General features: G+C 40.4%; 17 protein-coding genes. 8 read left to right on the top strand and 9 right to left on the bottom strand.

From position 1 onward, the window contains the following. The first annotated feature begins 39 nt into the window (after positions 1-39). From FLJC2902T_RS13480 to FLJC2902T_RS13470, 3 genes are all read left to right on the top strand, one after another. Positions 40-951 (top strand): AEC family transporter, encoded by a 912-nt coding sequence (locus tag FLJC2902T_RS13480; protein WP_023580360.1) that lies wholly within the window; start codon positions 40-42, stop codon positions 949-951. Continuing rightward, positions 951-2,162, top strand: coding sequence for an MFS transporter (locus FLJC2902T_RS13475; protein ID WP_035678788.1), 1,212 nt, complete (start codon positions 951-953; stop codon positions 2,160-2,162). The genes FLJC2902T_RS13480 and FLJC2902T_RS13475 overlap by 1 nt, the downstream gene beginning before the upstream one ends. 113 nt (positions 2,163-2,275) lie before the next feature. Then, complete coding sequence (locus FLJC2902T_RS13470; RefSeq protein ID WP_023580358.1) at positions 2,276-3,679, top strand: FAD-binding oxidoreductase; 1,404 nt, start codon at positions 2,276-2,278, stop codon at positions 3,677-3,679. An 82-nt stretch (positions 3,680-3,761) separates the two neighbouring features. Here FLJC2902T_RS13470 and FLJC2902T_RS13465 read toward each other — a convergent pair whose 3' ends face one another. Further along, positions 3,762-4,160 (bottom strand): hypothetical protein, encoded by a 399-nt coding sequence (locus FLJC2902T_RS13465; RefSeq protein ID WP_023580357.1) that lies wholly within the window; start codon positions 4,158-4,160, stop codon positions 3,762-3,764. A 164-nt stretch (positions 4,161-4,324) separates the two neighbouring features. Here FLJC2902T_RS13465 and FLJC2902T_RS13460 point away from each other — a divergent pair, with 164 nt between their 5' ends. The 3 genes from FLJC2902T_RS13460 (at position 4,325) to FLJC2902T_RS13450 (ending at position 8,300) form a co-directional block, all read left to right on the top strand. Continuing rightward, entirely contained in the window at positions 4,325-4,693 is a 369-nt protein-coding gene (locus tag FLJC2902T_RS13460) for a hypothetical protein (RefSeq protein ID WP_035678883.1), read from the top strand. 216 nt (positions 4,694-4,909) lie between these two features. Further along, positions 4,910-7,069: a TonB-dependent receptor gene (locus FLJC2902T_RS13455; protein ID WP_023580355.1), complete on the top strand. Its 2,160-nt coding sequence runs from the start codon at positions 4,910-4,912 to the stop codon at positions 7,067-7,069. Further along, positions 7,059-8,300 (top strand): sialidase family protein, encoded by a 1,242-nt coding sequence (locus FLJC2902T_RS13450; protein ID WP_035678785.1) that lies wholly within the window; start codon positions 7,059-7,061, stop codon positions 8,298-8,300. Before FLJC2902T_RS13455 ends, FLJC2902T_RS13450 begins: the two co-directional genes overlap by 11 nt. A gap of 116 nt (positions 8,301-8,416) precedes the next feature. Here the strand turns inward: FLJC2902T_RS13450 and FLJC2902T_RS13445 are convergent, their stop codons facing one another. From FLJC2902T_RS13445 to FLJC2902T_RS13420, 6 genes are all read right to left on the bottom strand, one after another. Further along, positions 8,417-8,995 (bottom strand): hypothetical protein, encoded by a 579-nt coding sequence (locus FLJC2902T_RS13445; RefSeq protein ID WP_023580354.1) that lies wholly within the window; start codon positions 8,993-8,995, stop codon positions 8,417-8,419. Positions 8,996-9,084: 89 nt separating this feature from the next. Continuing rightward, a complete protein-coding gene (gene secA, locus FLJC2902T_RS13440) occupies positions 9,085-12,450 on the bottom strand; it encodes a preprotein translocase subunit SecA (RefSeq protein WP_023580353.1) in 3,366 nt (1,121 codons plus the stop codon). A gap of 89 nt (positions 12,451-12,539) precedes the next feature. Then, positions 12,540-12,761, bottom strand: a complete 222-nt coding sequence (locus tag FLJC2902T_RS13435) for a DUF2795 domain-containing protein (protein ID WP_002986941.1) — start codon at positions 12,759-12,761, stop codon at positions 12,540-12,542. Between the two features lie 154 nt (positions 12,762-12,915). Continuing rightward, positions 12,916-13,488, bottom strand: a complete 573-nt coding sequence (locus tag FLJC2902T_RS13430) for a cob(I)yrinic acid a,c-diamide adenosyltransferase (RefSeq protein ID WP_023580352.1) — start codon at positions 13,486-13,488, stop codon at positions 12,916-12,918. A gap of 266 nt (positions 13,489-13,754) precedes the next feature. Continuing rightward, positions 13,755-14,444 (bottom strand): ABC transporter ATP-binding protein, encoded by a 690-nt coding sequence (locus FLJC2902T_RS13425; protein WP_023580351.1) that lies wholly within the window; start codon positions 14,442-14,444, stop codon positions 13,755-13,757. 238 nt (positions 14,445-14,682) lie between these two features. Then, positions 14,683-15,462 (bottom strand): O-methyltransferase, encoded by a 780-nt coding sequence (locus FLJC2902T_RS13420; protein WP_035678782.1) that lies wholly within the window; start codon positions 15,460-15,462, stop codon positions 14,683-14,685. Positions 15,463-15,613: 151 nt separating this feature from the next. Between FLJC2902T_RS13420 and FLJC2902T_RS13415 the strand changes: the two genes are divergently transcribed. Further along, a complete protein-coding gene (locus FLJC2902T_RS13415) occupies positions 15,614-17,167 on the top strand; it encodes an SDR family oxidoreductase (RefSeq protein ID WP_035678880.1) in 1,554 nt (517 codons plus the stop codon). A gap of 125 nt (positions 17,168-17,292) precedes the next feature. Here the strand turns inward: FLJC2902T_RS13415 and FLJC2902T_RS13410 are convergent, their stop codons facing one another. Then, positions 17,293-19,155, bottom strand: coding sequence for an ABC-F family ATP-binding cassette domain-containing protein (locus FLJC2902T_RS13410; protein WP_035678779.1), 1,863 nt, complete (start codon positions 19,153-19,155; stop codon positions 17,293-17,295). 209 nt (positions 19,156-19,364) lie between these two features. On the opposite strand from FLJC2902T_RS13410, the gene FLJC2902T_RS13405 reads away from it, so the two are divergent. After that, on the top strand, positions 19,365-20,555 hold the full coding sequence (locus FLJC2902T_RS13405; RefSeq protein WP_023580347.1) for a BamA/TamA family outer membrane protein: 1,191 nt from the start codon (positions 19,365-19,367) through the stop codon (positions 20,553-20,555). 202 nt (positions 20,556-20,757) lie between these two features. Here FLJC2902T_RS13405 and FLJC2902T_RS16580 read toward each other — a convergent pair whose 3' ends face one another. Then, positions 20,758-20,886, bottom strand: coding sequence for a hypothetical protein (locus FLJC2902T_RS16580; RefSeq protein ID WP_023580346.1), 129 nt, complete (start codon positions 20,884-20,886; stop codon positions 20,758-20,760). Positions 20,887-20,998 lie beyond the last annotated feature (112 nt).

Here is a 20,998-nt window from a genome sequence, read left to right as displayed (position 1 = left end):
AAATGAAATAGTAGTAATTTTGTGCCGCTTTAAACCACTATGGAAAACATTTTACTCATTTTCGTCTGTATGCTTTTGGGATTTTTGGTCAAAAAAAGCGCGGCATTTCCTCCGTTAAGCTATAAAACGCTCAATCAGTTTGTGATTTACATATCGCTTCCGGCCGTGGCGTTATATTATATTCCGAAATTGGAAATCAGTTCGAAACTGTTATTTCCACTGGGAATTGCCTGGTTGGGTTTTGCACTTTCCTATCTTTTTTTTACGGGTTTCGGGAAATTATTCGGTTGGTCCAAAAAACTAACAGGCTGTTTAATCATCACCGCCGGATTGGGAAATACCTCGTTCGTAGGTTTTCCCGTAATTGAAGCGGTTTACGGTAAACAAGGACTCGAAACAGCGGTTATTGTAGATCAGCCTGGTTCGTTCGTAGTGGTTTCGACTTTGGCGATTTTGGTGGCGACCATGTATTCCAGAGGAACGGCAAGCTCGAGTATGATTCTCAAAAAAATACTGTTTTTTCCGCCGTTCATTGCCTTTGCGATTTCTTGTGTCCTGAACGTTTTACAATTGGATTTTCCCGAAATGCTGCAATCCGTTTTTCAGCGTTTGGGAAGTACAGTAACTCCTATAGCGCTTGTCTCGGTTGGAATGCAATTGGAATTCGGAAGCAAGAGCAAACACTGGAAATTCTTAACCTTAGGCTTATTTTTCAAACTGTTCCTTACACCGGCATTTTTCTATTTACTATATGTGATGTTATTGGGCGGAACCGGTTTGGAAGTTCAGGTTTCCATACTCGAAGCGGCCATGGCACCGATGATAACCGGAGTCATAGTGGCATCCAATTACGGATTAAAACCTAAACTGAGCAGCATGATGATCGGTTTCGGTATTCCGATTTCATTCATCACCTTAATTTTCTGGTATTTTCTTTTACAGCATATTTAATGAAAACTGAAACTGCAACAGCAACCCTCGATACTAAAAATTTAGCGCAAACCACGGTATATCCAATTTTGTTTTCTATCTGCTTTGCGCATTTGCTCAACGATTTGTTACAAGCTGTCATTCCGGCCATGTATCCGGTTCTGAAAGCAAACTACGGCTTAACATTTACACAGGTCGGTTTGATCACATTTACCTATCAGGTTACCGCTTCGTTATTACAGCCTTTCGTGGGAATTTATACGGATAAACATCCTAAACCATATTCGTTGGCTTTCGGAATGCTGTTTTCGCTATGCGGCATCATAATGCTCTCACAGGCTTCGAGTTTTCCTCTGATATTGGCTTCTGTAGCTATGGTAGGAGTGGGTTCGTCCATTTTTCATCCGGAAGCTTCCCGAGTAGCGTTCTTAGGTTCAGGCGGTAAACGCGGATTGGCGCAATCCATCTTCCAATTAGGCGGAAACACGGGAACGGCAATCGGACCTTTATTGGTGGCTTTAATTGTAGTGCCGCGCGGGCAATCACATATTTTGTGGTTCGTATTAGTAGCCGTGGTCGGAATCATCGTGTTGAGCCGAATCGCCGTTTGGTACCAACAGAAACTGATTTCCATAAAAGGGAAGAAAAAGGGCGGTGAAAGACTGCACAATCTTTCCCCGATGAAAGTGAAAATGTCGGTCGTTTTATTGCTGATTCTGATCTTTTCGAAATCGTTTTACACCTCGTCAATGTCAAGTTATTTTACTTTTTACCTGATAGAAAAATTTCATATTTCCGTGCTACAGGCGCAGTATCATTTGTTTTGGTTTTTAGGCGCTGTAGCTGTAGGAACCTTGATTGGCGGGCCGTTAGGTGACAGGTTCGGGCGAAAATATATCATTTGGTTTTCCATTTTAGGTGCTGCTCCGTTCACATTACTGCTTCCGTTTGCCGATTTGTTCTGGACCGGAATTCTCTCGGTGATCATCGGGATTATCATCGCTTCGGCATTCTCCGCCATTTTGGTATACGCACAGGAATTAATGCCCGAAAGGGTCGGAATGATTTCCGGTTTGTTCTTCGGTTTCGCCTTCGGAGTAGGAGGATTGGGTTCTGCTGTTTTAGGGTATCTTGCAGATGAAACTTCTATCGAATTCGTGTACGGTATCTGTTCGTTCCTGCCTTTAATAGGAATCACAGCTTACTTTCTGCCGAATTTAAAGAAGAAATAGGAGTGAATGGTTTTATACCTGACAGGTTTTAAAAACCTGTCAGGTATTGTACGTCTCTGTGAAATAACTTTGTAACTTTGACACTTAACATACTTTGTAGCTTAGTTATGACAATGCAAATCACACCTGAAATACTTCAGAACCTCCAAAATATAGTCGGTGCATCTTTCGTATTCACAGACGATGAAACCCGAAACCATTACGGTCACGACGAAACCGAAGATTACGTTTTTCCGCCGTCTGTAGTGGTGAAACCGGCTTCGGCTCAGGAAATTTCTGAAATAGTGAAAGTGGCGAACGAGTACAAAATCCCGGTAGTTCCCATTGGAGGAAGAACGGGTTTGAGTGGAGGCGCTTTAAGTATTCATCAGGGCATCGGTTTGTCCACAGACCGACTGAATAAAATCATCGAAATCGACGAAAGAAACCTGCAGGTAATCACCGAACCGGCTGTCATAACTCAGGTTTTGCAGGATACTGTTCTGGAAAAAAGTCTGTTTTATCCCGTAGATCCAAGCAGCCGAGGCAGTTGTTTTATCGGCGGAAACGTAGCCGAAAATGCCGGTGGCGCAAGAGCCGTGAAATACGGCGTTACCAAAGATTACGTACTGAATCTGGAAATGGTTTTACCAACAGGAGAAATCATTTGGACAGGCGCCAATACATTAAAAAACTCTACAGGTTATAATCTGACGCAATTGATGGTCGGCAGCGAAGGAACGCTGGGGATAATCACTAAAATTGTTTTAAAACTGTTACCGAAAAATTCGCATAACGTATTAATGTTAGTACCGTTTTACAAAGCGGAACAGGCGTGCGAGGCGGTTTCGGCGATTTTCAGGGCAGGAATTGTTCCGAGTGCGTTGGAATTCATGGAACGCGATGCCATCGACTGGGCGATAAAATTCATTGAAGGCGTGAATGTCGATATTAAACCTGAAATTCAGGCACATCTGTTAATAGAAGTCGACGGTAATTACCCCGATGTTTTAATGCTCGAAGCCGAAAAAATAATGGGCGTAGTCGAAAATTTCGAGATTGACGAAATCCTTTTCGCCGATACCGAAGACCAGAAAAATGCCCTTTGGAGAATGCGTCGCGGTGTTGCGGAAGCGGTGAAATCCAATTCGGTTTACAAGGAAGAAGACACAGTCGTGCCACGCTATGAATTGCCAACATTGTTAAAAGGTATCAAAGAAATAGGGAATAAATACGGCTTCAAATCGGTTTGCTATGGTCATGCCGGCGACGGAAACCTGCACGTAAACATCATCAAAGCAGACATGACCGACGAAAACTGGAAAACCGAAGTTCCAAAAGGGATCCGTGAAATTTTCGAACTGACCGTTTCATTAAAAGGAACCTTATCCGGCGAACACGGTATCGGTTACGTACAGAAGAATTTTATGGATATTGCGTTTAATGCTACGCAATTGCAATTGATGAAAAATATCAAACAGGTTTTTGATCCGAATACTATCCTGAATCCGGGGAAGATTTTTCCGGACGGACTTTAATCTTCAAGAATATAAAATTTTTTCGCCACGAATTCACGAATTAATCTGTGAAAATTCGTGAATTCGTGGCGGATAATCGATTTTAGTTACCTCTAAATTCCGCTAAAACAGCATCCGGATTTTTAAAAGTAGGCGGTTGCTCCGTAATGTTGGCAATGCGTTTTTTGTTTAATTTCATGGTGATATCCGCTTCGGTGGTAAACAACAATACCCACATAAACGGATTATTGATGTACGGCACCAACTCGGCTTCCATGGTGTCTAATTCTACGATTTTTTCGATTTCCTGTAAACCTTCGTTATAGATTTTATGTGTCACCGATAATTTCAAAACACCGTCTTCCACAGCGGTTCGCACGTAAATGTTTTGCAGTTCCGGTTGGCCAATCGTTTTGGTTAAGGTGAGTTTTGCAAAAGTGCCGTCATGAATACTGTTTCTCACAGCATTAAAGAATGTGTTGAAAGTTATGTTATTTTCCATTTTTAATTTCTGAAATGAATATTTCCATGTGATTGTACTGCAAAAGTAGTTTTTTTGTTACCGATGAAAATGTTTTTTGGATCTTTTTAAATACGGATTACGTGATTTTACCAAATCTGATAAAAATCAGTTTTCAGGAAAGAATTATGAATTATCTTTACCCCATGAAAAGAGCAATTGTAATCGTCGTATTCCTATTCGTCATGAAACCGATACTTCCGGTTTTGGAATACGTTTTCAATTACGATTACATTGTAAAAGAACTTTGTGAGAATAAAGCCAAACCTGAAATGAAATGTAACGGAAAGTGTCATTTGGTGAAGGAACTGGCAAAAGTGTCTGAAAGCGATAATCCGGTTTCACAAGACAAAAAAACTTCTCATGCTGAATTCGAAATCCTTTTTTTAGAAAAATCAGTTTCATTTGAAATCGCAAATCTGAATTTCCCGATTCAGAAGAAAATCAAAACGAACTACTCCGATTTGTATTTTTACGAAAACACTATTGCTGTTTTTCATCCTCCAACTGTTTAATTATTGTTTTACGTTTTAATGCTTATCTGCGTTTGGTCTGTCTTTTTAGAAACAGGTTTGCAAGTTAATATCTGTTTCGGAAATAGTTAACCTCAAGGCGTATTTGGCCAGACAGTCTGATAATCATTAAACCTTTTTAATTCCGTTGTTTAGCCGGGAAACTGTTTCCGCGGGTTCAAACCGATGGGATACACTATGCAATAATTATACAGAAAAATGAAAAAAATATTCTTTGCCGTATTGGTTTTAGGACAAATGCTGTACGGTCAAAATCCGGTAGATAAAGATTCAGTCAGTACAAAACAGCTTGAAGTGGTTGTAATTACAGCCAACAGAGGTGCCGCACTGAAAAGAGAAGTCCCAGTTGCGATTTCGAAAGTATCACAAAAAACAATAAGCGAAACCAAAGCCACTGCGGTTTATGAAATCATGAATAAGGTGCCCGGTGTTTTAATGGTTAACCTTGGAAATGAACAACATTCGATGGCTATTCGACAGCCGATGACCACCAATCCTTATTATTTATATCTGGAAGACGGATTGTCGATTCGTCCGATGGGCGTTTTCAACCACAATGCACTTTTAGAGATCAATCAGTTCAATTTACAGAACATAGAGGTGGTCAGAGGGCCGGTTTCCTCGCTTTATGGCCCCGAAGCGGTGGGTGGCGCGGTGAATTTAATTTCGTTGAAACCTTCCCTGCAACCGGAAATGAAATTCGGCATTCAGGCAGATCAATGGGGGTATAAACGGTTTCAGGCCGCTGCAGGAGCAACTTTCGGTAAAGTCGGATTTCATGTTGCGGGTCTGTCAAGTGCCCAACGTGATTCCTGGATGACTTTCTCCGATTACAACAAAGATAACATCAACGCAAGGATCGATTACAATATCAACAGCAGTACGCGATTGATTGGGACTTTATTTTACGGCGAATATTATTCGGATATGAGCGGCAGCGTGAATGAAGCCGATTTTTACAACAGAACTTATAAAAGCAGCACCGATTTCACCTATAGAAAATCAGATGCTTTACGTAGCAAAATAGCCTTTGAAAAGGATTGGAACAGTAATGCACAATCCTCTTTTACGGTTTTCACAAGAGATAATAAATTAGGACAAAATCCGTCCTATGGAATTAAATGGACGCAGGGGCAAACTACTGCCAGAGGAGAAATCAATTCCAATAATTTTAAAAGTTATGGTGTATTGGCGCAACACAATCAGAAGTTTGATTTTTTGAACGGTTCTTTTGTTGTGGGAGGTTTGTTTGATAATTCCCCTGTGGATTACAATGCGTATCAGGTAGATCTGAAAGCCAATTTAAATCCGGGCGGACAAACCGTGAGCAGTTATGAAATTATAGCCGAACGTCCGGATATCAAGTTAGTGGATTATAATGCTAAGATTTACAATACGGCCGGTTTTGCGCAGTTGAATTTAAGACCCGTTCACAATTTGATTTTTACTGTCGGTGCACGTTACGATAATATGAGTTTCGATTATAACAACAATATTGACCAATCCACCGGAAGCAAAGTATACGACCAATTCACGTTTAAGGGAGGGGTTAATTACAATCCGTGGTCGTTTGCTGGATTTTATGGGAATTATTCACAAGGATTTGCGCCTCCGGGACTGACATCCATTTTCAGGACCAAATCGGGAACTGGGGGAAGTACAGGAGTTCCTGCGGAATTTTACTATAATTTAGAACCTGCGGAATTTGATAATTATGAAGCGGGAGGCTGGTTCAGTTTCTTTCAGAAAAAAGTAGCGGTTGAGTATTCTTTTTATTATATGGAAGGGAAAAACGAATTGCTGAATGTTCGCCAGCCTGATAATTCAACCGATTACCGTTCGGCAGGAGAAACATCGCATAAAGGTGTCGAGATGGCTGTGAATTATTGGCCGAGCGATCAATTCAAAATCAGATTGGGTGGCACATATGCCAAACATGAGTTTGTTGATTTTAAAGTGTCTGACAATCCAACCGATCCGGTTCAGAACCTTGATGGTTACGAAATGCCGTCGGCCCCTAATTGGGTAGCGAATTCGGAGGTGACTTATTATCCGAAATGGCTGCCAAATTTAAGAGCGGGAGTAGAATGGCAAATGGTTTCCAGTTGGTATCAGGATCAGATCAATACCGTGAAATATGAGGGTTACAACGTGTTTAACGGACGTATCGGTTACCAATTCAAAGGTTTGGAATTATATATGAATGTTATGAATTTTACCGATAAATTGTATGCTTACAATGTAACCCGCGGTAATACAGCTACAGCGACACCAAGTTACACGGCTGCGGCACCGCGTACTTTTGTTTTTGGTCTACAGTATCGTCTGCAACTTAATAAGAAAACAAATGAAAAATAATCTTTTTTTTGTTTTTGTGATGACATTGTTTTCATTGCAAAACGTTAATTCCCAGATAGTGCAAACCGATGCGGAATTCATTTCTCTTGAAAAGGGAGTTACAACCACCTGTCCGTTTTTAACTTCTGATACTCAGGGACGGATTGTGATGAGTTTCGGTAAGGAAATCAAAGGTAAAGACGCTGTTCTTAATTTTTCGGTTTTCGATACTGAAAGGAATAAGTTTGATCTGCCTGTTGAAATTCCGTCCAGCAAAGGGGTGGAACTCCACGGGGAGAATATGCCGAAGATGGTTTTCAAACCCAATGGGGAAATCATTGCGGTATGGGGCATTGATAATCCGACACCAAAGAAAAAATACGGCGGACTGATTCAGTATTCCCAATCGTTTGATGGGGGAAAAAGTTGGTCACCTGCCACGAAATTGGTAAAAGATGCAGACGGAATCGATCAGCGTTATTTTGATATTGATTTACTGCCAAATGGAGAAGTGGCAATCATCTGGCTCGACAATCGAAGTAAAACAGACTTGGACGGCTCTACATTGTATTATGCCCAAACCAACGGGAAAAATGGTTTTCAGAATGAAAAACCTGTCGGGGAAACTACCTGCCAGTGTTGCCGTACCGATTTATATGTTGGGAAGAATGGTATTATTTATGCGGCCTACAGGGATATTATCGATGAAGAAATCCGTGATATGGTTCTTTGTTATTCATCGGATAACGGTAAAACCTTTTCCGCTCCGAAGCGTATCAGTGCTGATGACTGGAAAATAAACGGCTGTCCCCATACCGGACCGACCATGACACAAAACGAAACAGGATTGCACTTTGCCTGGTTTACCATGGGTGGAGGAGCAGGTGTGTTTTATGCAAATTCCCCCGATAATGGCCGTAACTTTTCCCAACGGGTTAGTGTCAGTGACAATCCATCGGCCAAGCATCCGCAAATTACGACTTTAGGTACAGGAGGGATTTTAATTGTTTGGGACGAGACGACAGAGGTTGACGGAACTTATTTTAACAGAATCGGGTTGCAACACAGGACCAATGACGGGAAAATTTCAGATACAAAATTCTTAACATCTGTTGAAAGCACGGCGACTTTTCCGGTGGTAAAAATTTTGAATGAAAAGGAAGCATTGGTAGCGTGGAGTCAGGGAGGTGATGAAGAAAAGGTGTCTTACAAAATTGTCCGGTTCGGAATGAATGCTGAGGTTGATAAATAAAAAAAGTGTTTGAATATTATATACAAAAGTCCTCAATTACGAAGTGGTTGGGGATTTGTATTTTAATCTTATTTCGGATTTTTTTTAATGGGAAACACTATTAATGCAGACAAAATTTATAAGCCCAACTGCTTTCTTACTTTTTCGGTAATAACAGCATCGAGTAATTCTTTGTATTTCGGATCGTAACTTATGAATTTCCATTCTCCTTCGGTAAAGTCATCATAAATGGCCACGAGTTTATCGGTTTTTATGATGTTAAAGGCGTTGCGCTCTTTTTCAAATCGAATGATGGAACCGGGGAAGGATTTCTGAAGTGTTTCCATGATTCGTTTTTGGGTAGCTTCATTGTTTAAGGGTTGGTTATAGGTCATGCGAATGGAATTCTCATAACTTACAACACAATATAAACCGTTGTCAAATGCATTGATGTCGGAATAGGAAAAATGAGGAGTGGTGTACAAATAACGAATACTGTAGGTCTCGTTCTGAAAAGAACTGTCAAGGGCTCCGTACATGTCGGCTCTCTCCACAAATTTAAATACCAGCGGATAGGTGAAATCAAGCATGGTATCGAACGCCATATTGTAAGTGGCTTCATAAAGCATTTTGGAATCACGCTTTAAATCATCCATCGATTGCGCGGAAATGCCCACGGTAACGAGTAATGTTATAAAGGTGATTTTGAGCTTCATACGATGTTAATTTGTATAAAAATATAAAAAATCCCCAACTACAACTGTAATTGGGGATTAATTTATTTATATCGGATGATTTATCCTGTTTATTCATTCACAACAATCCATTCTCCTGAAGCCAGCATTGGTTCTGCTTTTTTGTACTTCATGGTTTCTGTTTTACCGCTCATAACGTGTTTAATCGTTACGTTGTCGTTACGGTTGATTTTAGGTTGGTCGCGTACAATCGTTTCAGTTACATGATGATGATGTTGTTCTTGTTGCATATGTCCTGCCTCGTGTTGTCTGGCGGCCATTTCATCAATGTTTAATACTTCTTCTTTTGAAATCGTATAATCTTCCTGAACCGGTACTTCGTGTGCTTCCTGAATGTTATTCGGGTTTTGTGAAGGTAAATCACCTTTGAAAAGGAATGAAATCACTTCTTTATTAATACCGTCCAACATGTTTTTGAACAGGTTAAACGCTTCGAATTTGTAAATCAGTAACGGGTCTTTTTGTTCGTGAACAGCTAACTGAACCGATTGTTTCAACTCGTCCATTTTGCGTAAGTGTTTTTTCCATGCTTCATCAACAATTGCCAAGGTGATGTTCTTTTCGAAATCAGTCAAAAGCGTTTTTCCTGTCGATAAATATGCTTTTTCTAAATCGGTTACAACATTAAGCGTTTTGATGCCGTCTGTAAACGGAACCACGATGCGCTCAAACTGACCGTTATTGTTTTCATATACATTTTTAATTACAGCATACGCTTCTTTTGCGTTACGCTCCTGTTTTTCATCATAATGATGTAAGGCAGCTTTGTATACTTTACCGGCCAATTCCATATCCGAAAGTTTGTGGAAATCACTTTCTGAAACCGGAGATTCGATAGCGAAGTAACGGATCAATTCGAATTCGAAATTTTTGAAATCTTTGGCAACTTTATTGTTTTCTACAACCAATTCCGCCAAATCATACATCATGTTTGCTAAATCCACTTTTAGACGCTCTCCGTGTAAGGCATGACGACGACGTTTGTACACCACTTCACGTTGCGCGTTCATTACGTCATCGTATTCCAATAAACGTTTACGCGTACCGAAGTTGTTTTCTTCCACTTTTTTCTGAGCTCTTTCAATCGATTTGGTCATCATCGAGTGCTGAATTACTTCGCCTTCTTTGATTCCCATTCGGTCCATGATTTTCGCTACTCGTTCCGAACCGAACAAACGCATTAGGTTATCTTCCAAAGATACATAGAATTGTGAACTTCCCGGATCTCCCTGACGTCCCGCACGACCACGTAACTGACGGTCTACACGACGCGAATCGTGACGCTCTGTTCCGATAATCGCTAAACCACCTGCCGCTTTTACTTCCGGCGATAATTTGATATCGGTACCACGACCAGCCATGTTCGTTGCGATGGTTACTACTCCTGCATTACCCGCTTCGGCAACAATCTGTGCTTCCTGTTTGTGTAATTTCGCATTCAATACGTTGTGTTGAACACCACGCATTTTCAGCATTCGGCTTAATAATTCGGAAATCTCCACCGAAGTTGTACCAATCAATACCGGTCTTCCTGAGGCCGCAATTTCCTGAACATCTTCTGCTACGGCGTTGAATTTCTCACGAACCGTACGGTAGATTAAATCTTCTTTATCTTTACGGGCAATTCCTCTGTTGGTCGGAATTTCCACCACGTCTAATTTGTAAATTTCCCAGAATTCACCTGCTTCCGTAACTGCAGTACCTGTCATACCTGCCAATTTGCTGTACATACGGAAGTAGTTCTGTAATGTAACGGTGGCGAAGGTTTGGGTAGCCGCTTCAATTTTTACGTTCTCTTTCGCCTCAATCGCCTGGTGTAAACCGTCTGAGTAACGACGACCGTCCATGATACGACCCGTTTGCTCGTCAACGATAAGGATTTTGTTGTCCATGATAACGTATTCCGTATCTTTTTCGAATAACGTATAGGCTTTTAAAAGCTGAGTTAACGTATGAATACGCTCGCTTTTCACTCCGAAATCCTGGAACAATTGTTCTTTAACTTCAGCTTCGGCTTCTTTTGAAAGTTTTTGTTTTTCGATATTGGCGATTTCGGTACCGATATCCGGAAGGATGAAGAAATCTTCGGAAGTATCCTGTGAAAGGAATTTGATTCCGTTGTCCGTTAATTCAACCTGATTGTTTTTTTCTTCGATTACGAAATACAACGCTTCGTCAACAATCGGCATTTTGCGGTTGTTGTCCTGCATGTATTCGTTTTCTGTTTTCTGAAGAATCTGTTTTACACCTTCTTCCGATAAGAATTTGATTAATGCCTTGTTTTTAGGCAAAGCACGGTGTGCTCTCAACAATTGGAAACCACCGTCTTTTGTATTTCCTTCTTTCAGTAATCGTTTTGCTTCGGTAAGGAAACCATTCGACAATTGACGCTGAAGGTTGTATAGGTTTTCAATTTTCGGTTTTAATTCGTTGAATTCGTGGCGGTCTCCCTGCGGCACCGGACCTGAAATAATCAACGGTGTACGAGCGTCGTCAATCAATACGGAATCCACCTCATCGACGATTGCGTAGTTGTGTTTTCTCTGTACCAATTCGCCCGGCGTATGCGCCATGTTATCTCTTAGGTAATCGAAACCGAATTCGTTATTCGTTCCGTAAGTGATATCGGCTTCGTATGCTTTACGTCTTGCATCCGTGTTTGGTTGGTGATTGTCGATACAGTCAACCGTCAATCCGTGGAATTCGAATAAAGGCGCTTTCCACGTGCTGTCACGTTTAGCAAGGTAATCATTCACGGTTACCAGGTGCACTCCGTTTCCGGTTAAGGCATTTAAGTACATTGGTAAGGTTGCTACCAATGTTTTACCTTCACCCGTTTGCATCTCGGCAATTTTACCCTGATGTAAAACGGTACCACCGATTAACTGTACATCGTAGTGAATCATGTCCCAAGTGATGGCTTTTCCTGCGGCATCCCATGAGTTTGCCCAAACCGCGTTATCACCTTCGATAGTGATGTAAGATTTTGATGCCGATAATTCGCGGTCTTTTGAAGTGGCTTTTACGGTAATTTGTGTGTTCTCCTTGAAACGACGCGCGGTTTCCTTAACCACAGCGAATGCTTCCGGAAGAATATCGGTCAGTACTTTTTCTGAGATTTCATAAGCTTCTTTTTCGATGGCATCGATAGCAGCATAGATATCTTCTCTTTTGTCGATGTCCTCTGTAGCTTCAACCTCTTGTTTTAAAGTTTCTATTTTAGCATCTTTTTCGGCACGTGCGGCTTTAATCTGATCCTTGAAATAGGTTGTTTTTGCTCTCAGTTCGTCATTTGACAGGGCTGCTAAAGCACTTTCGTATGACTTTACTTTGGCAATAATCGGTTGAATTGCTTTTACGTCTTTTTGGGATTTATCACCCACAAAAGCTTTTAATATGCTGTTTATGAAACTCATAATCTGGTTTGGTTTATATTCAAATAATAGTGTGCAAATTTACACAAAAAAAAAGCCTCGTGAGAGACTTTTTCGATGTGCTTTATTTTTTAATACTCATCCTCGTTCCAAAGGTAATCTTCGTCGGTCGGATAGTCTGGCCATATCTCTTCCATTGATTCGTAGATTTCACCTTCGTCTTCTATAGACTGTAAGTTTTCCACTACTTCTAAGGGAGCTCCAGTTCTGATAGCATAGTCGATAAGTTCATCTTTTGTGGCTGGCCACGGGGCATCGCTTAAATAAGACGCCAATTCTAATGTCCAATACATCTTTGATTGATTTATAGTTTTATGCAAAAATAAATTTTATACTGAAAAAATCAAGTAAAATTTCTTTTATTTTAAAAAAAGTTAAGAACGTCGTTTCTTAGTATTTGGTTTACAGTTGCTTATGTGGAACTGATTACTTCTTACTGATCACTGCCTACTGTTTTCTGGGAATCCATTTTACTTCGTCAGCGTTCAGGTCTTGGGACAACTTCCGTGCCAATACGAAAAGGTAGTCAGAAAGTCGGTTTAGGTAAGTCAGAACCTGCACATCTGTCGGTTCTAATTCATTAAGATGCGTAGCCAGACGTTCCGCGCGACGACAAACACAACGGGCGATATGACAATATGACACGGTGGTGTGTCCTCCGGGAAGCACAAAATGTGTCATTTGCGGAAGCGCTGCATCCATGCTGTCGATTTCATTTTCCAGAAAAAGGATGTCCTGATCCGAAATCCGGTTGATGTTTAAACGTTGTTGGCCATTTTTCAACACTTCTTTTTCCGGTGGAGTTGCCAAAATGGCTCCGACAGTAAAAAGACGGTCCTGTATTTCAATCAACACGTTTTTGTATAGTGGGTTGATGTCCTGATCGCGGATAAGTCCGATATATGAATTCAGTTCGTCTACGGTTCCGTAACTTTCGATGCGGATGTGGTGTTTTGGAACGCGTGTTCCTCCGAAAAGTGCGGTGGTTCCTTTATCGCCGGTTTTGGTGTATACTTTCATTTTTAGAGTTGCTTAGTGTCAAAGTTGCTAAGTTACTGAGTTTTTTGAGGAGTAACCAAAAATAAAAGACGAAAACTGACTAGCCCCGATTGCAGTGGATCCCGATTTTTCATCGGGAGGAACGGAAAGCGGGAACATGGATTACTGATAAAGCCCGAGCCATTCGCTTCAAATAAACCAAATGGAACTCGGGTTATTACGGTTTTTTAGATAGAATTTTTCTGCAATCTGCGTTCTGTTTACTGACCACTGAATACTGCCTTCTGCTACCTGTTCGGATTGTCGCTCTCAATAATGCCGTCTTTTAAACGGATGATGCGGTGGGCGTGTCTTGCAATTTCTTCTTCATGGGTTACAAGAATCACGGTATTTCCGTTGGCGTGGATTTCGTCAAAGAGGTTCATGATTTCCACTGATGTTTTACTGTCCAGATTTCCGGTAGGTTCGTCGGCCAAAATAATGGAAGGGTGGTTCACCAGAGCTCTTGCGACTGCTACGCGCTGACGCTGACCTCCGGATAATTGATTGGGCTTGTGGTCCATACGGTCGGCAAGGCCAACTTGGGTAAGTACTGTTGTGGCGCGTTTGTTGCGATCCTCTTTGCCGTGTCCGGCGTAAATCATGGGTAAAGCCACGTTGTCCAAAGCGGTTGTTCGGGGCATTAGGTTGAAGGTTTGAAATACGAATCCGATTTCCTTATTGCGGATTTCTGCCAATTCGTCGTCTTCCATTTTACTTACGTCTTTTCCGTTTAAAACATACGAACCGGCCGTTGGCGTGTCCAGACAACCCAAGATGTTCATTAATGTTGATTTTCCGGAACCGGACGGCCCCATTAAGGCAACATATTCGCCTTTATTGATGTGCAGGTCAATTCCTTTTAATACGTAAACGATTTCGTTTCCAAGTGGAAAATCGCGGGTAATACCTTTTATTTCAATTATGGGTTGTGCCATTTTAGCTGTTTTTCGGTTTTAAAGTTCAAAACGGATTGGATAGCGTATAAGTAGAAAAAATCAGCATTATGTTACAACAAAAATAAAAACTCCCCGCTGATAAGGCGAGGAGCTAAAAAAAGTATGATTGCTGTTAACCATCTGCAGATGTGGTATAGCGACATAAAGTTACTGAATTTCAATTGGTTAACTGGTTTGGATTTGTTATTAATTTGTTAATATTTTTAAAAGATCAGTATCAGATCCGGATAATAAAATGTTCTTTTTCCTGTTCGTAACGGAAGAACACCAGACCCCATTGGAATGTGTCGATGGTAACGGTAACTTTCGGATGGTTTTTGATGGTTTCCCAGGCGGCTTCCATGTCTTCTGACCAATGGATGTCGTCGAAAATCCAGACTGTTTCGTTGGATATGGTTGGAAGTAAAAGCTCGAAATAGTCTAATGTGGCTTTTTTGGAATGATTCCCGTCGAAATAGATCAGTCGAAAGTCGAAAGTCGAAAGTCGAAAGTCTTTTAGATACGTTTCAAATTCGGTTACAACTGATTCAATATTATCGAGTTTGAATTGTTGAAATTGTGTTTTTGCGATTCCTGAAGTTTCAGGGCAACCTTCCAGCGTAATGATTTTTGCTTTCTGATTTCCTAAGGATAGGGCAGACGTTGCTAGTCCCAAAGAGGTTCCGATTTCCAAAACAGTATCGGGTTGGAAATAATTTGCGATTCGGCACAATAATTCGGCACGTTTCGGAGTGATTCCGGCGGTTTGTGCGATTTTTGAAATCTGACGGGTATTCGATTTGAAAACCCGTGATCCGGCTCCGAAATCCGTTACTTCAATTGTGTTTTTGTTTTGAAGCAATGCGTTGCGGTATGCTTTCAGGATTTTGTATTCCGGTTTTATTTTCTTGTCGTAAAAGCATTTGGTCACCAAAGAATACACAAACGGCGAATGCACTCCATGTTGATTTTTGGAGTGCCAGAGGAAATTTAGATAGGCTTTGATTTGAAATAGCATAACGACATTTACAAAGTAGGCGCGAAGATACAAAGATAAAAGTCGAAAGTCAAAAGTCAAGACTTTACGACTTTCGACTTTGAAACTTTACGACTTTAAAAAAACTATATTTGCAGCCTTGGCAGATCCGCCAGGACCGACACCTTGTTTTATGAAGACGAAAGATGAAATAGAAATTACCAATGCAATAACTTCGGAAGAAATTGACAAATGCATAGCGATATTAACGCAGTTAAATACCGATACCGACCAAATATTTGATATTCCGAAAGCGCAAAGAACGGCTTTAATTAAGGTGGCCGGGCAATTTTCCAGACCTGATCGCGAAGAGCTTTCCCGCAGAAAAAAGGACGGAAAATTAGTGGCAAAGCGTAAAAAAGAAAATAAAGACAAAACAGCCCGAAAAGAAACCGGAATACGCCATGCCCGTGAAGCGAGTATTTTTATTGCTCCAAAATTACTGGCACCAGTGGACCTTGCCAATAAGAAACAATTGGAATTGGAAACGCCCAGAAATTGTTATGTCTGCAAAACATCGTTTACTAAACTGCACCATTTTTATGATACGATGTGCGGCGATTGTGGCGATTTTAATTATGCAAAACGTTTTCAGACTGCAAATGTAAAAGGACAAATAGCAGTGATAACAGGTTCCCGTTTAAAAATTGGGTATCACATTACGCTGATGCTTTTACGTGGCGGAGCAACCGTTATCGCAACGACTCGTTTTCCTGTAGATTCAGCCATTCGTTTTGCTAAGGAAGCGGATTTTATGGAGTGGGGACATCGGTTAAAAATTCACGGATTGGATTTGCGACACATTCCCAGTGTAGAGATTTTCTGCAATTTTATCGAACAAAAATACGGACGTTTGGATATTCTGATTAACAACGCAGCCCAAACAGTAAGACGTCCCGCCGGGTTTTATACTCATTTAATGGAGAACGAAGAGCGACCTGTAGCCTCTTTGCCAAAACAGGTACAAGATTTATTAGTGGACCATACCGATTGTTTGCAGGAATTGAAAATATTGACTGCAGGTGCTTCTTCCAATCAAAATATGCCGGTAACCTGGCATGGGCCCGAACCGGGAATTGGATTGCGGGCTTCGGCTCAATTATCTCAAATTCCTTATTCTTTCGATAATGCGTTGGTTGCCAATGAAGTTTTTCCGGAAGGAGAGCTGGATGCCGATTTGCAGCAAGTCGATTTAAGAAAAACGAACAGCTGGCGTTTAAAATTAGGGCAAATTGAAACGACGGAAATGATTGAAGTGCAATTGGTGAATTCGGTGGCACCTTTTGTTTTGTGTAACCGTCTTGCTGAGGTTATGAAGAAAGACAACACGGGACAAAAACACATTATAAATGTTTCCGCGATGGAAGGCAAGTTTTATTATGGTTATAAAGATGCCAGACATCCGCATACCAATATGGCCAAAGCAGCACTGAATATGTTAACGCATACTGCTGCAGGCGAATTGGCAAAAGAAGGTATTTTTATGAATGCGGTTGATACGGGTTGGGTTACCGATGAAGATCCTGCCGAATTAGCAAAAAGAAAGCAGGAAGAAGAAGACTTTCAGCCACCGTTGGATATTGTTGATGGTGCAGCGCGAGTTATGGATCCTTTGTTTGACGGGATTAACACAGGGAAACATTGGTGCGGAAAATTCTTGAAAGATTACGTGCCGATTGCTTGGTAATTCACACAAGTTTCTAATAAAAAAACCACAGCAGAATTTTAGTTTGCTGTGGTTTTTGTTTTATGATTTGTCTGTCAGTCTCGGTTTTTAGTCTGTTAACTGTGACTGCCAACTACGACTTAAAATTATCCTTCAATTTTAGCAGAAAGCTCAAACCAACGCTCTTCTTTTTCTTCTATTTTTTTAATAACGTTTTGCAATTCGTTGGCTTTCTTCTCAATATCGGCATCGGCCACTTTTCCGTCCGAAAACAATTGCTCTATTTCCTTCTTTTTGAATTCCAAATCTTTGATTTCGCGTTCGATTTTCTGAAATTCCTTTTGTTCGTTAAACGATAAACCGGTAGTGTTGTTTTGCTGTTTCCAGTCTTTCTTTTCGGCTTTGTTTTCTTCTTTTTGGGCTACATCGGCACTGTCTTCATAGGCTCTGAAATCGGAGTAATTTCCAGGGAAGTTTTCAATCTCGCCCTGACCTCTAAATACAAACAAATGATCGACGATTTTGTCCATAAAGTAACGGTCGTGCGAAACTACCAACAAACATCCCGGATAATCCAAAAGGAAACTTTCCAGAACGTTCAATGTCACGATATCCAAATCGTTCGTTGGCTCATCAAGAATCAAAAAGTTCGGATTCTGAATCAAAACCGTACACAAATACAAGCGTTTCAATTCACCACCACTCAGTTTTTCTACGTAATCGTATTGTTTTTTCGCATCAAAAAGGAAGCGCTCCAACAATTGCGAAGCCGAAATAATGCGTCCTTTCGCTAGCGGAATGTATTCTCCGTATTCTTTAATAATGTCAATAACACGTTGTCCCGGTTTCGGGTTGATACCACTTTGGGTGTAATAACCTATTTTGATTGTATCTCCGACTATTACTTTTCCTCCGTCAAGCGGAATAGTGCCTGTCAGTAAATTAAGGAAAGTCGATTTCCCGGTTCCGTTCTTACCAATGATTCCGATTCTCGCACCACGTTGGAAATCGAAACTGAAATTATCCAAAATAACATGATCGCCGAATTTCTTGGAAATTTTGTGAAGCTCGATAATCTTGCTTCCCATACGTTCCATGTTGATTTCCAGTTCCACCACATTTTCTTTTCTGCGGCTTTCGGCTTTTTCCTTGATGATGTAAAAATCATCCTGACGTGATTTCGATTTTGTTGTACGCGCTTTCGGCTGACGGCGCATCCAGGCCAATTCCTTTACGAAAAGGTTTTGCGCCTTATCAATGCTCGCGTTTTCCGAAGCGATACGCTCTTCTTTTTTCTCTAAATAATAGGAGTAATTTCCTTTGTATTGGTATAGTTTTCCATTGTCCAGTTCGATGATCTCGTTACAAACACGCTCCAAGAAGAAGCGGTCGTGCGTCACCATGAACAACGTAATGTTTTCTTTGGCAAAATAACTTTCCAACCATTCGATCATCTCCAAATCCAAGTGATTCGTAGGTTCATCCAAAATCAACAAGTCTGGACGGCTGATCAGAATAATGGCTAATGATAAACGTTTTTTCTGTCCACCCGAAAGGTTTTTTACCTTCAGTTTAAAATCTTCCAGTTTCAGTTTGAATAAAATCTGCTTGAATTGTGTTTCGAAATCCCACGCATTGTGACGGTCCATATTATCGAATGCCTTTTGATAGGCTTCTTCGTCTTCCGGATGTTCCAATGCTTTTTCATACTGCTCAATTACCTTCAGGATTTCATTGTCCGAAGCGAAAATACTTTCCTCAATCGTCAGTTCGTCCTGCAAATTATGATCCTGGGACAAAAACGCCATTTTAATATCCTTGCGAATGACAACCTGACCCGTATCCGGTTCATCCTCACCGTTGATAATCTTCATGATGCAGGTTTTTCCTGAACCGTTTTTGGCAATAAAAGCTATTTTCTGGTCTTTATTGATACCGAAAGAGATGTTTTCAAACAAGGTTCTTTCTCCAAAGGATTTTGATATATTTTCGACTGATAAGTAATTCACGCGGTATATTTTTTTACTTCAAATAATTCGACCTAAAAGGGTCTCGGGTGCAAAAGTAATCAATTAACGGTGATTCAAGGAGAGTTTATGTTTTCTTTAGGCTAATAGCAATGTGGGAACCAGATAATTTTGATTTGCATTGTTAAGTGTTTACGTACAGTTCAATAAATAGCTTAAATTTGTAATAACAGTGTTATAAAAAAGAAAATATGAATCAATTAGTTGTTGCGATACTGACGATATTTCTTTTTTCTACGGATATTGGATATTCGCAAAGCGATTCAATTAAATATAACAGTAAAGACATTCGGGATATTTATAAAAAGATTTTTTTAAAAAAAAATGACTCAATCAACAAGTTCAAAAATAAAAGAATTGCATTTTCATTGTTTCCTTCCCCTGCAGGATCAGATGCCGGTGGAGGGTTTGTAATTTCTTTTTTGACAACCTTTTACCTGGGTGATGATACCAAAAATACCAAAATGTCTGAGGTGGTTTTTACTCCTTATTTCAGTTTAGACGGCCAGTATGTTTTTCCGATTCAGACTTATTTATATACCAACAGAAACATTTATAATTTCACGGGTGATTATCGATACATGATCTATCCGCAACCGACCTATGGCTTAGGGAATAATAATTCGGAAACGGAAATATCAAGATTGGAATACAAACAGTGGCGTTTTTATCAGTTTGCTACCCGAAAAGTTGCTGGGGATTTCAGGATGGGACTTGGGGTTTTATTTGATAGCTATGAAGGTATTTCAGAGGAATCGTTTATTGAAGGAGAAACCGATTACGTTAAATACATGAACGGGGATTTCTCCGATGTGAGTTCGTTTGGGATCGCACTTCAATTTTTATACGATTCAAGGTTGAATGTAATCAATCCGGAACAGGGGTTTTATGCAGAGGTCGATTATCGGAATAATTTTAATGGAGGATTGGATAATCAGGACTGGAAATCCATATATATTGATCTGAGAAAGTATTATTCCTTGCATAAAAAACTTCATAGAGTATTGGCAGGAAGGGTTTTTTACTGGTCTACTTTTTGGGGTGATCCGCACTATCTGGATTTGCCGAGTATCGGTTGGGACCGTTATGGGAAAACGGGGAGAGGATTTACCAGAAACAGGTTCCGAAGTAATGCACTATTGTATTTCGAGAGTGAATACAGAACAGACATCACAAAAGATGGTTTTATCGGAGCCGTTTTTTTTGCGAATGTTTCCTCTGTTTCAAAACTGTACACCCAGGAATTTACAAAATGGAATCCGGCAGTGGGTACCGGATTGCGAATGAAATGGAACAAGAAAAATAATAACAATGTGACCCTGGATTTTGGGGTGAGTAAAAACGATTGGTCGTTGCGATTGAGTTTGGCGGAAAACTTCTAACTGCGGAAAACTTCGACTTTAATTTTGGAGCGAATGTCCCGATAGCTATCGGGATGGGATTTATTTGCAAACCGTTTTCCCGTTTTCCGTTGCAATCTTTTTGTTCTTAAAGAAAGAACAAAAAGGATTTCCACTGCACCCGGGGCTAAAGAGGATTGGTCTTTTGTGTTTTTAAGGTTAAGAAAAATATCGAAAATTTAAATTAGTAAATTTCAGTCTCGTGAAGCTCGATCATGTCCTGATTTAAGTGATTGGTCTGTTCGCCTAAAATTAGTAAATCCGGACGGTTAATCCAGATGTTGGTCAATGCCGAACGTTTTTTTGTCCGCATTTGATTTTTATATAGCCACAGAGGAATGATTTAGTCTGTTTTAAGTTGCTTAATCATTTCTTAATCTGAAGTTAATCCCCCTTTGACTTTGTGCATCTAGTTTTGTTTCCCA

This window comes from Flavobacterium limnosediminis JC2902, assembly GCF_000498535.1.
Classification (GTDB): domain Bacteria; phylum Bacteroidota; class Bacteroidia; order Flavobacteriales; family Flavobacteriaceae; genus Flavobacterium; species Flavobacterium limnosediminis.
This window is presented reverse-complemented; position numbering and strand designations above follow the sequence as displayed.

Excerpts from the sequence above, each read along its gene's own strand:
- FLJC2902T_RS13480 (WP_023580360.1), top strand. The coding sequence starts at position 40 with ATGGAAAACATTTTACTCATTTTCGTCTGTATGCTTTTGGGATTTTTG.
- FLJC2902T_RS13475 (WP_035678788.1), top strand. The coding sequence starts at position 951 with ATGAAAACTGAAACTGCAACAGCAACCCTCGATACTAAAAATTTAGCG.
- FLJC2902T_RS13470 (WP_023580358.1), top strand. The coding sequence starts at position 2,276 with ATGCAAATCACACCTGAAATACTTCAGAACCTCCAAAATATAGTCGGT.
- FLJC2902T_RS13465 (WP_023580357.1), bottom strand. The coding sequence starts at position 4,160 with ATGGAAAATAACATAACTTTCAACACATTCTTTAATGCTGTGAGAAAC.
- FLJC2902T_RS13460 (WP_035678883.1), top strand. The coding sequence starts at position 4,325 with ATGAAAAGAGCAATTGTAATCGTCGTATTCCTATTCGTCATGAAACCG.
- FLJC2902T_RS13455 (WP_023580355.1), top strand. The coding sequence starts at position 4,910 with ATGAAAAAAATATTCTTTGCCGTATTGGTTTTAGGACAAATGCTGTAC.
- FLJC2902T_RS13450 (WP_035678785.1), top strand. The coding sequence starts at position 7,059 with ATGAAAAATAATCTTTTTTTTGTTTTTGTGATGACATTGTTTTCATTG.
- FLJC2902T_RS13445 (WP_023580354.1), bottom strand. The coding sequence starts at position 8,995 with ATGAAGCTCAAAATCACCTTTATAACATTACTCGTTACCGTGGGCATT.
- secA (WP_023580353.1), bottom strand. The coding sequence starts at position 12,450 with ATGAGTTTCATAAACAGCATATTAAAAGCTTTTGTGGGTGATAAATCC.
- FLJC2902T_RS13435 (WP_002986941.1), bottom strand. The coding sequence starts at position 12,761 with ATGTATTGGACATTAGAATTGGCGTCTTATTTAAGCGATGCCCCGTGG.
- FLJC2902T_RS13430 (WP_023580352.1), bottom strand. The coding sequence starts at position 13,488 with ATGAAAGTATACACCAAAACCGGCGATAAAGGAACCACCGCACTTTTC.
- FLJC2902T_RS13425 (WP_023580351.1), bottom strand. The coding sequence starts at position 14,444 with ATGGCACAACCCATAATTGAAATAAAAGGTATTACCCGCGATTTTCCA.
- FLJC2902T_RS13420 (WP_035678782.1), bottom strand. The coding sequence starts at position 15,462 with ATGCTATTTCAAATCAAAGCCTATCTAAATTTCCTCTGGCACTCCAAA.
- FLJC2902T_RS13415 (WP_035678880.1), top strand. The coding sequence starts at position 15,614 with ATGAAGACGAAAGATGAAATAGAAATTACCAATGCAATAACTTCGGAA.
- FLJC2902T_RS13405 (WP_023580347.1), top strand. The coding sequence starts at position 19,365 with ATGAATCAATTAGTTGTTGCGATACTGACGATATTTCTTTTTTCTACG.
- FLJC2902T_RS16580 (WP_023580346.1), bottom strand. The coding sequence starts at position 20,886 with ATGCGGACAAAAAAACGTTCGGCATTGACCAACATCTGGATTAACCGT.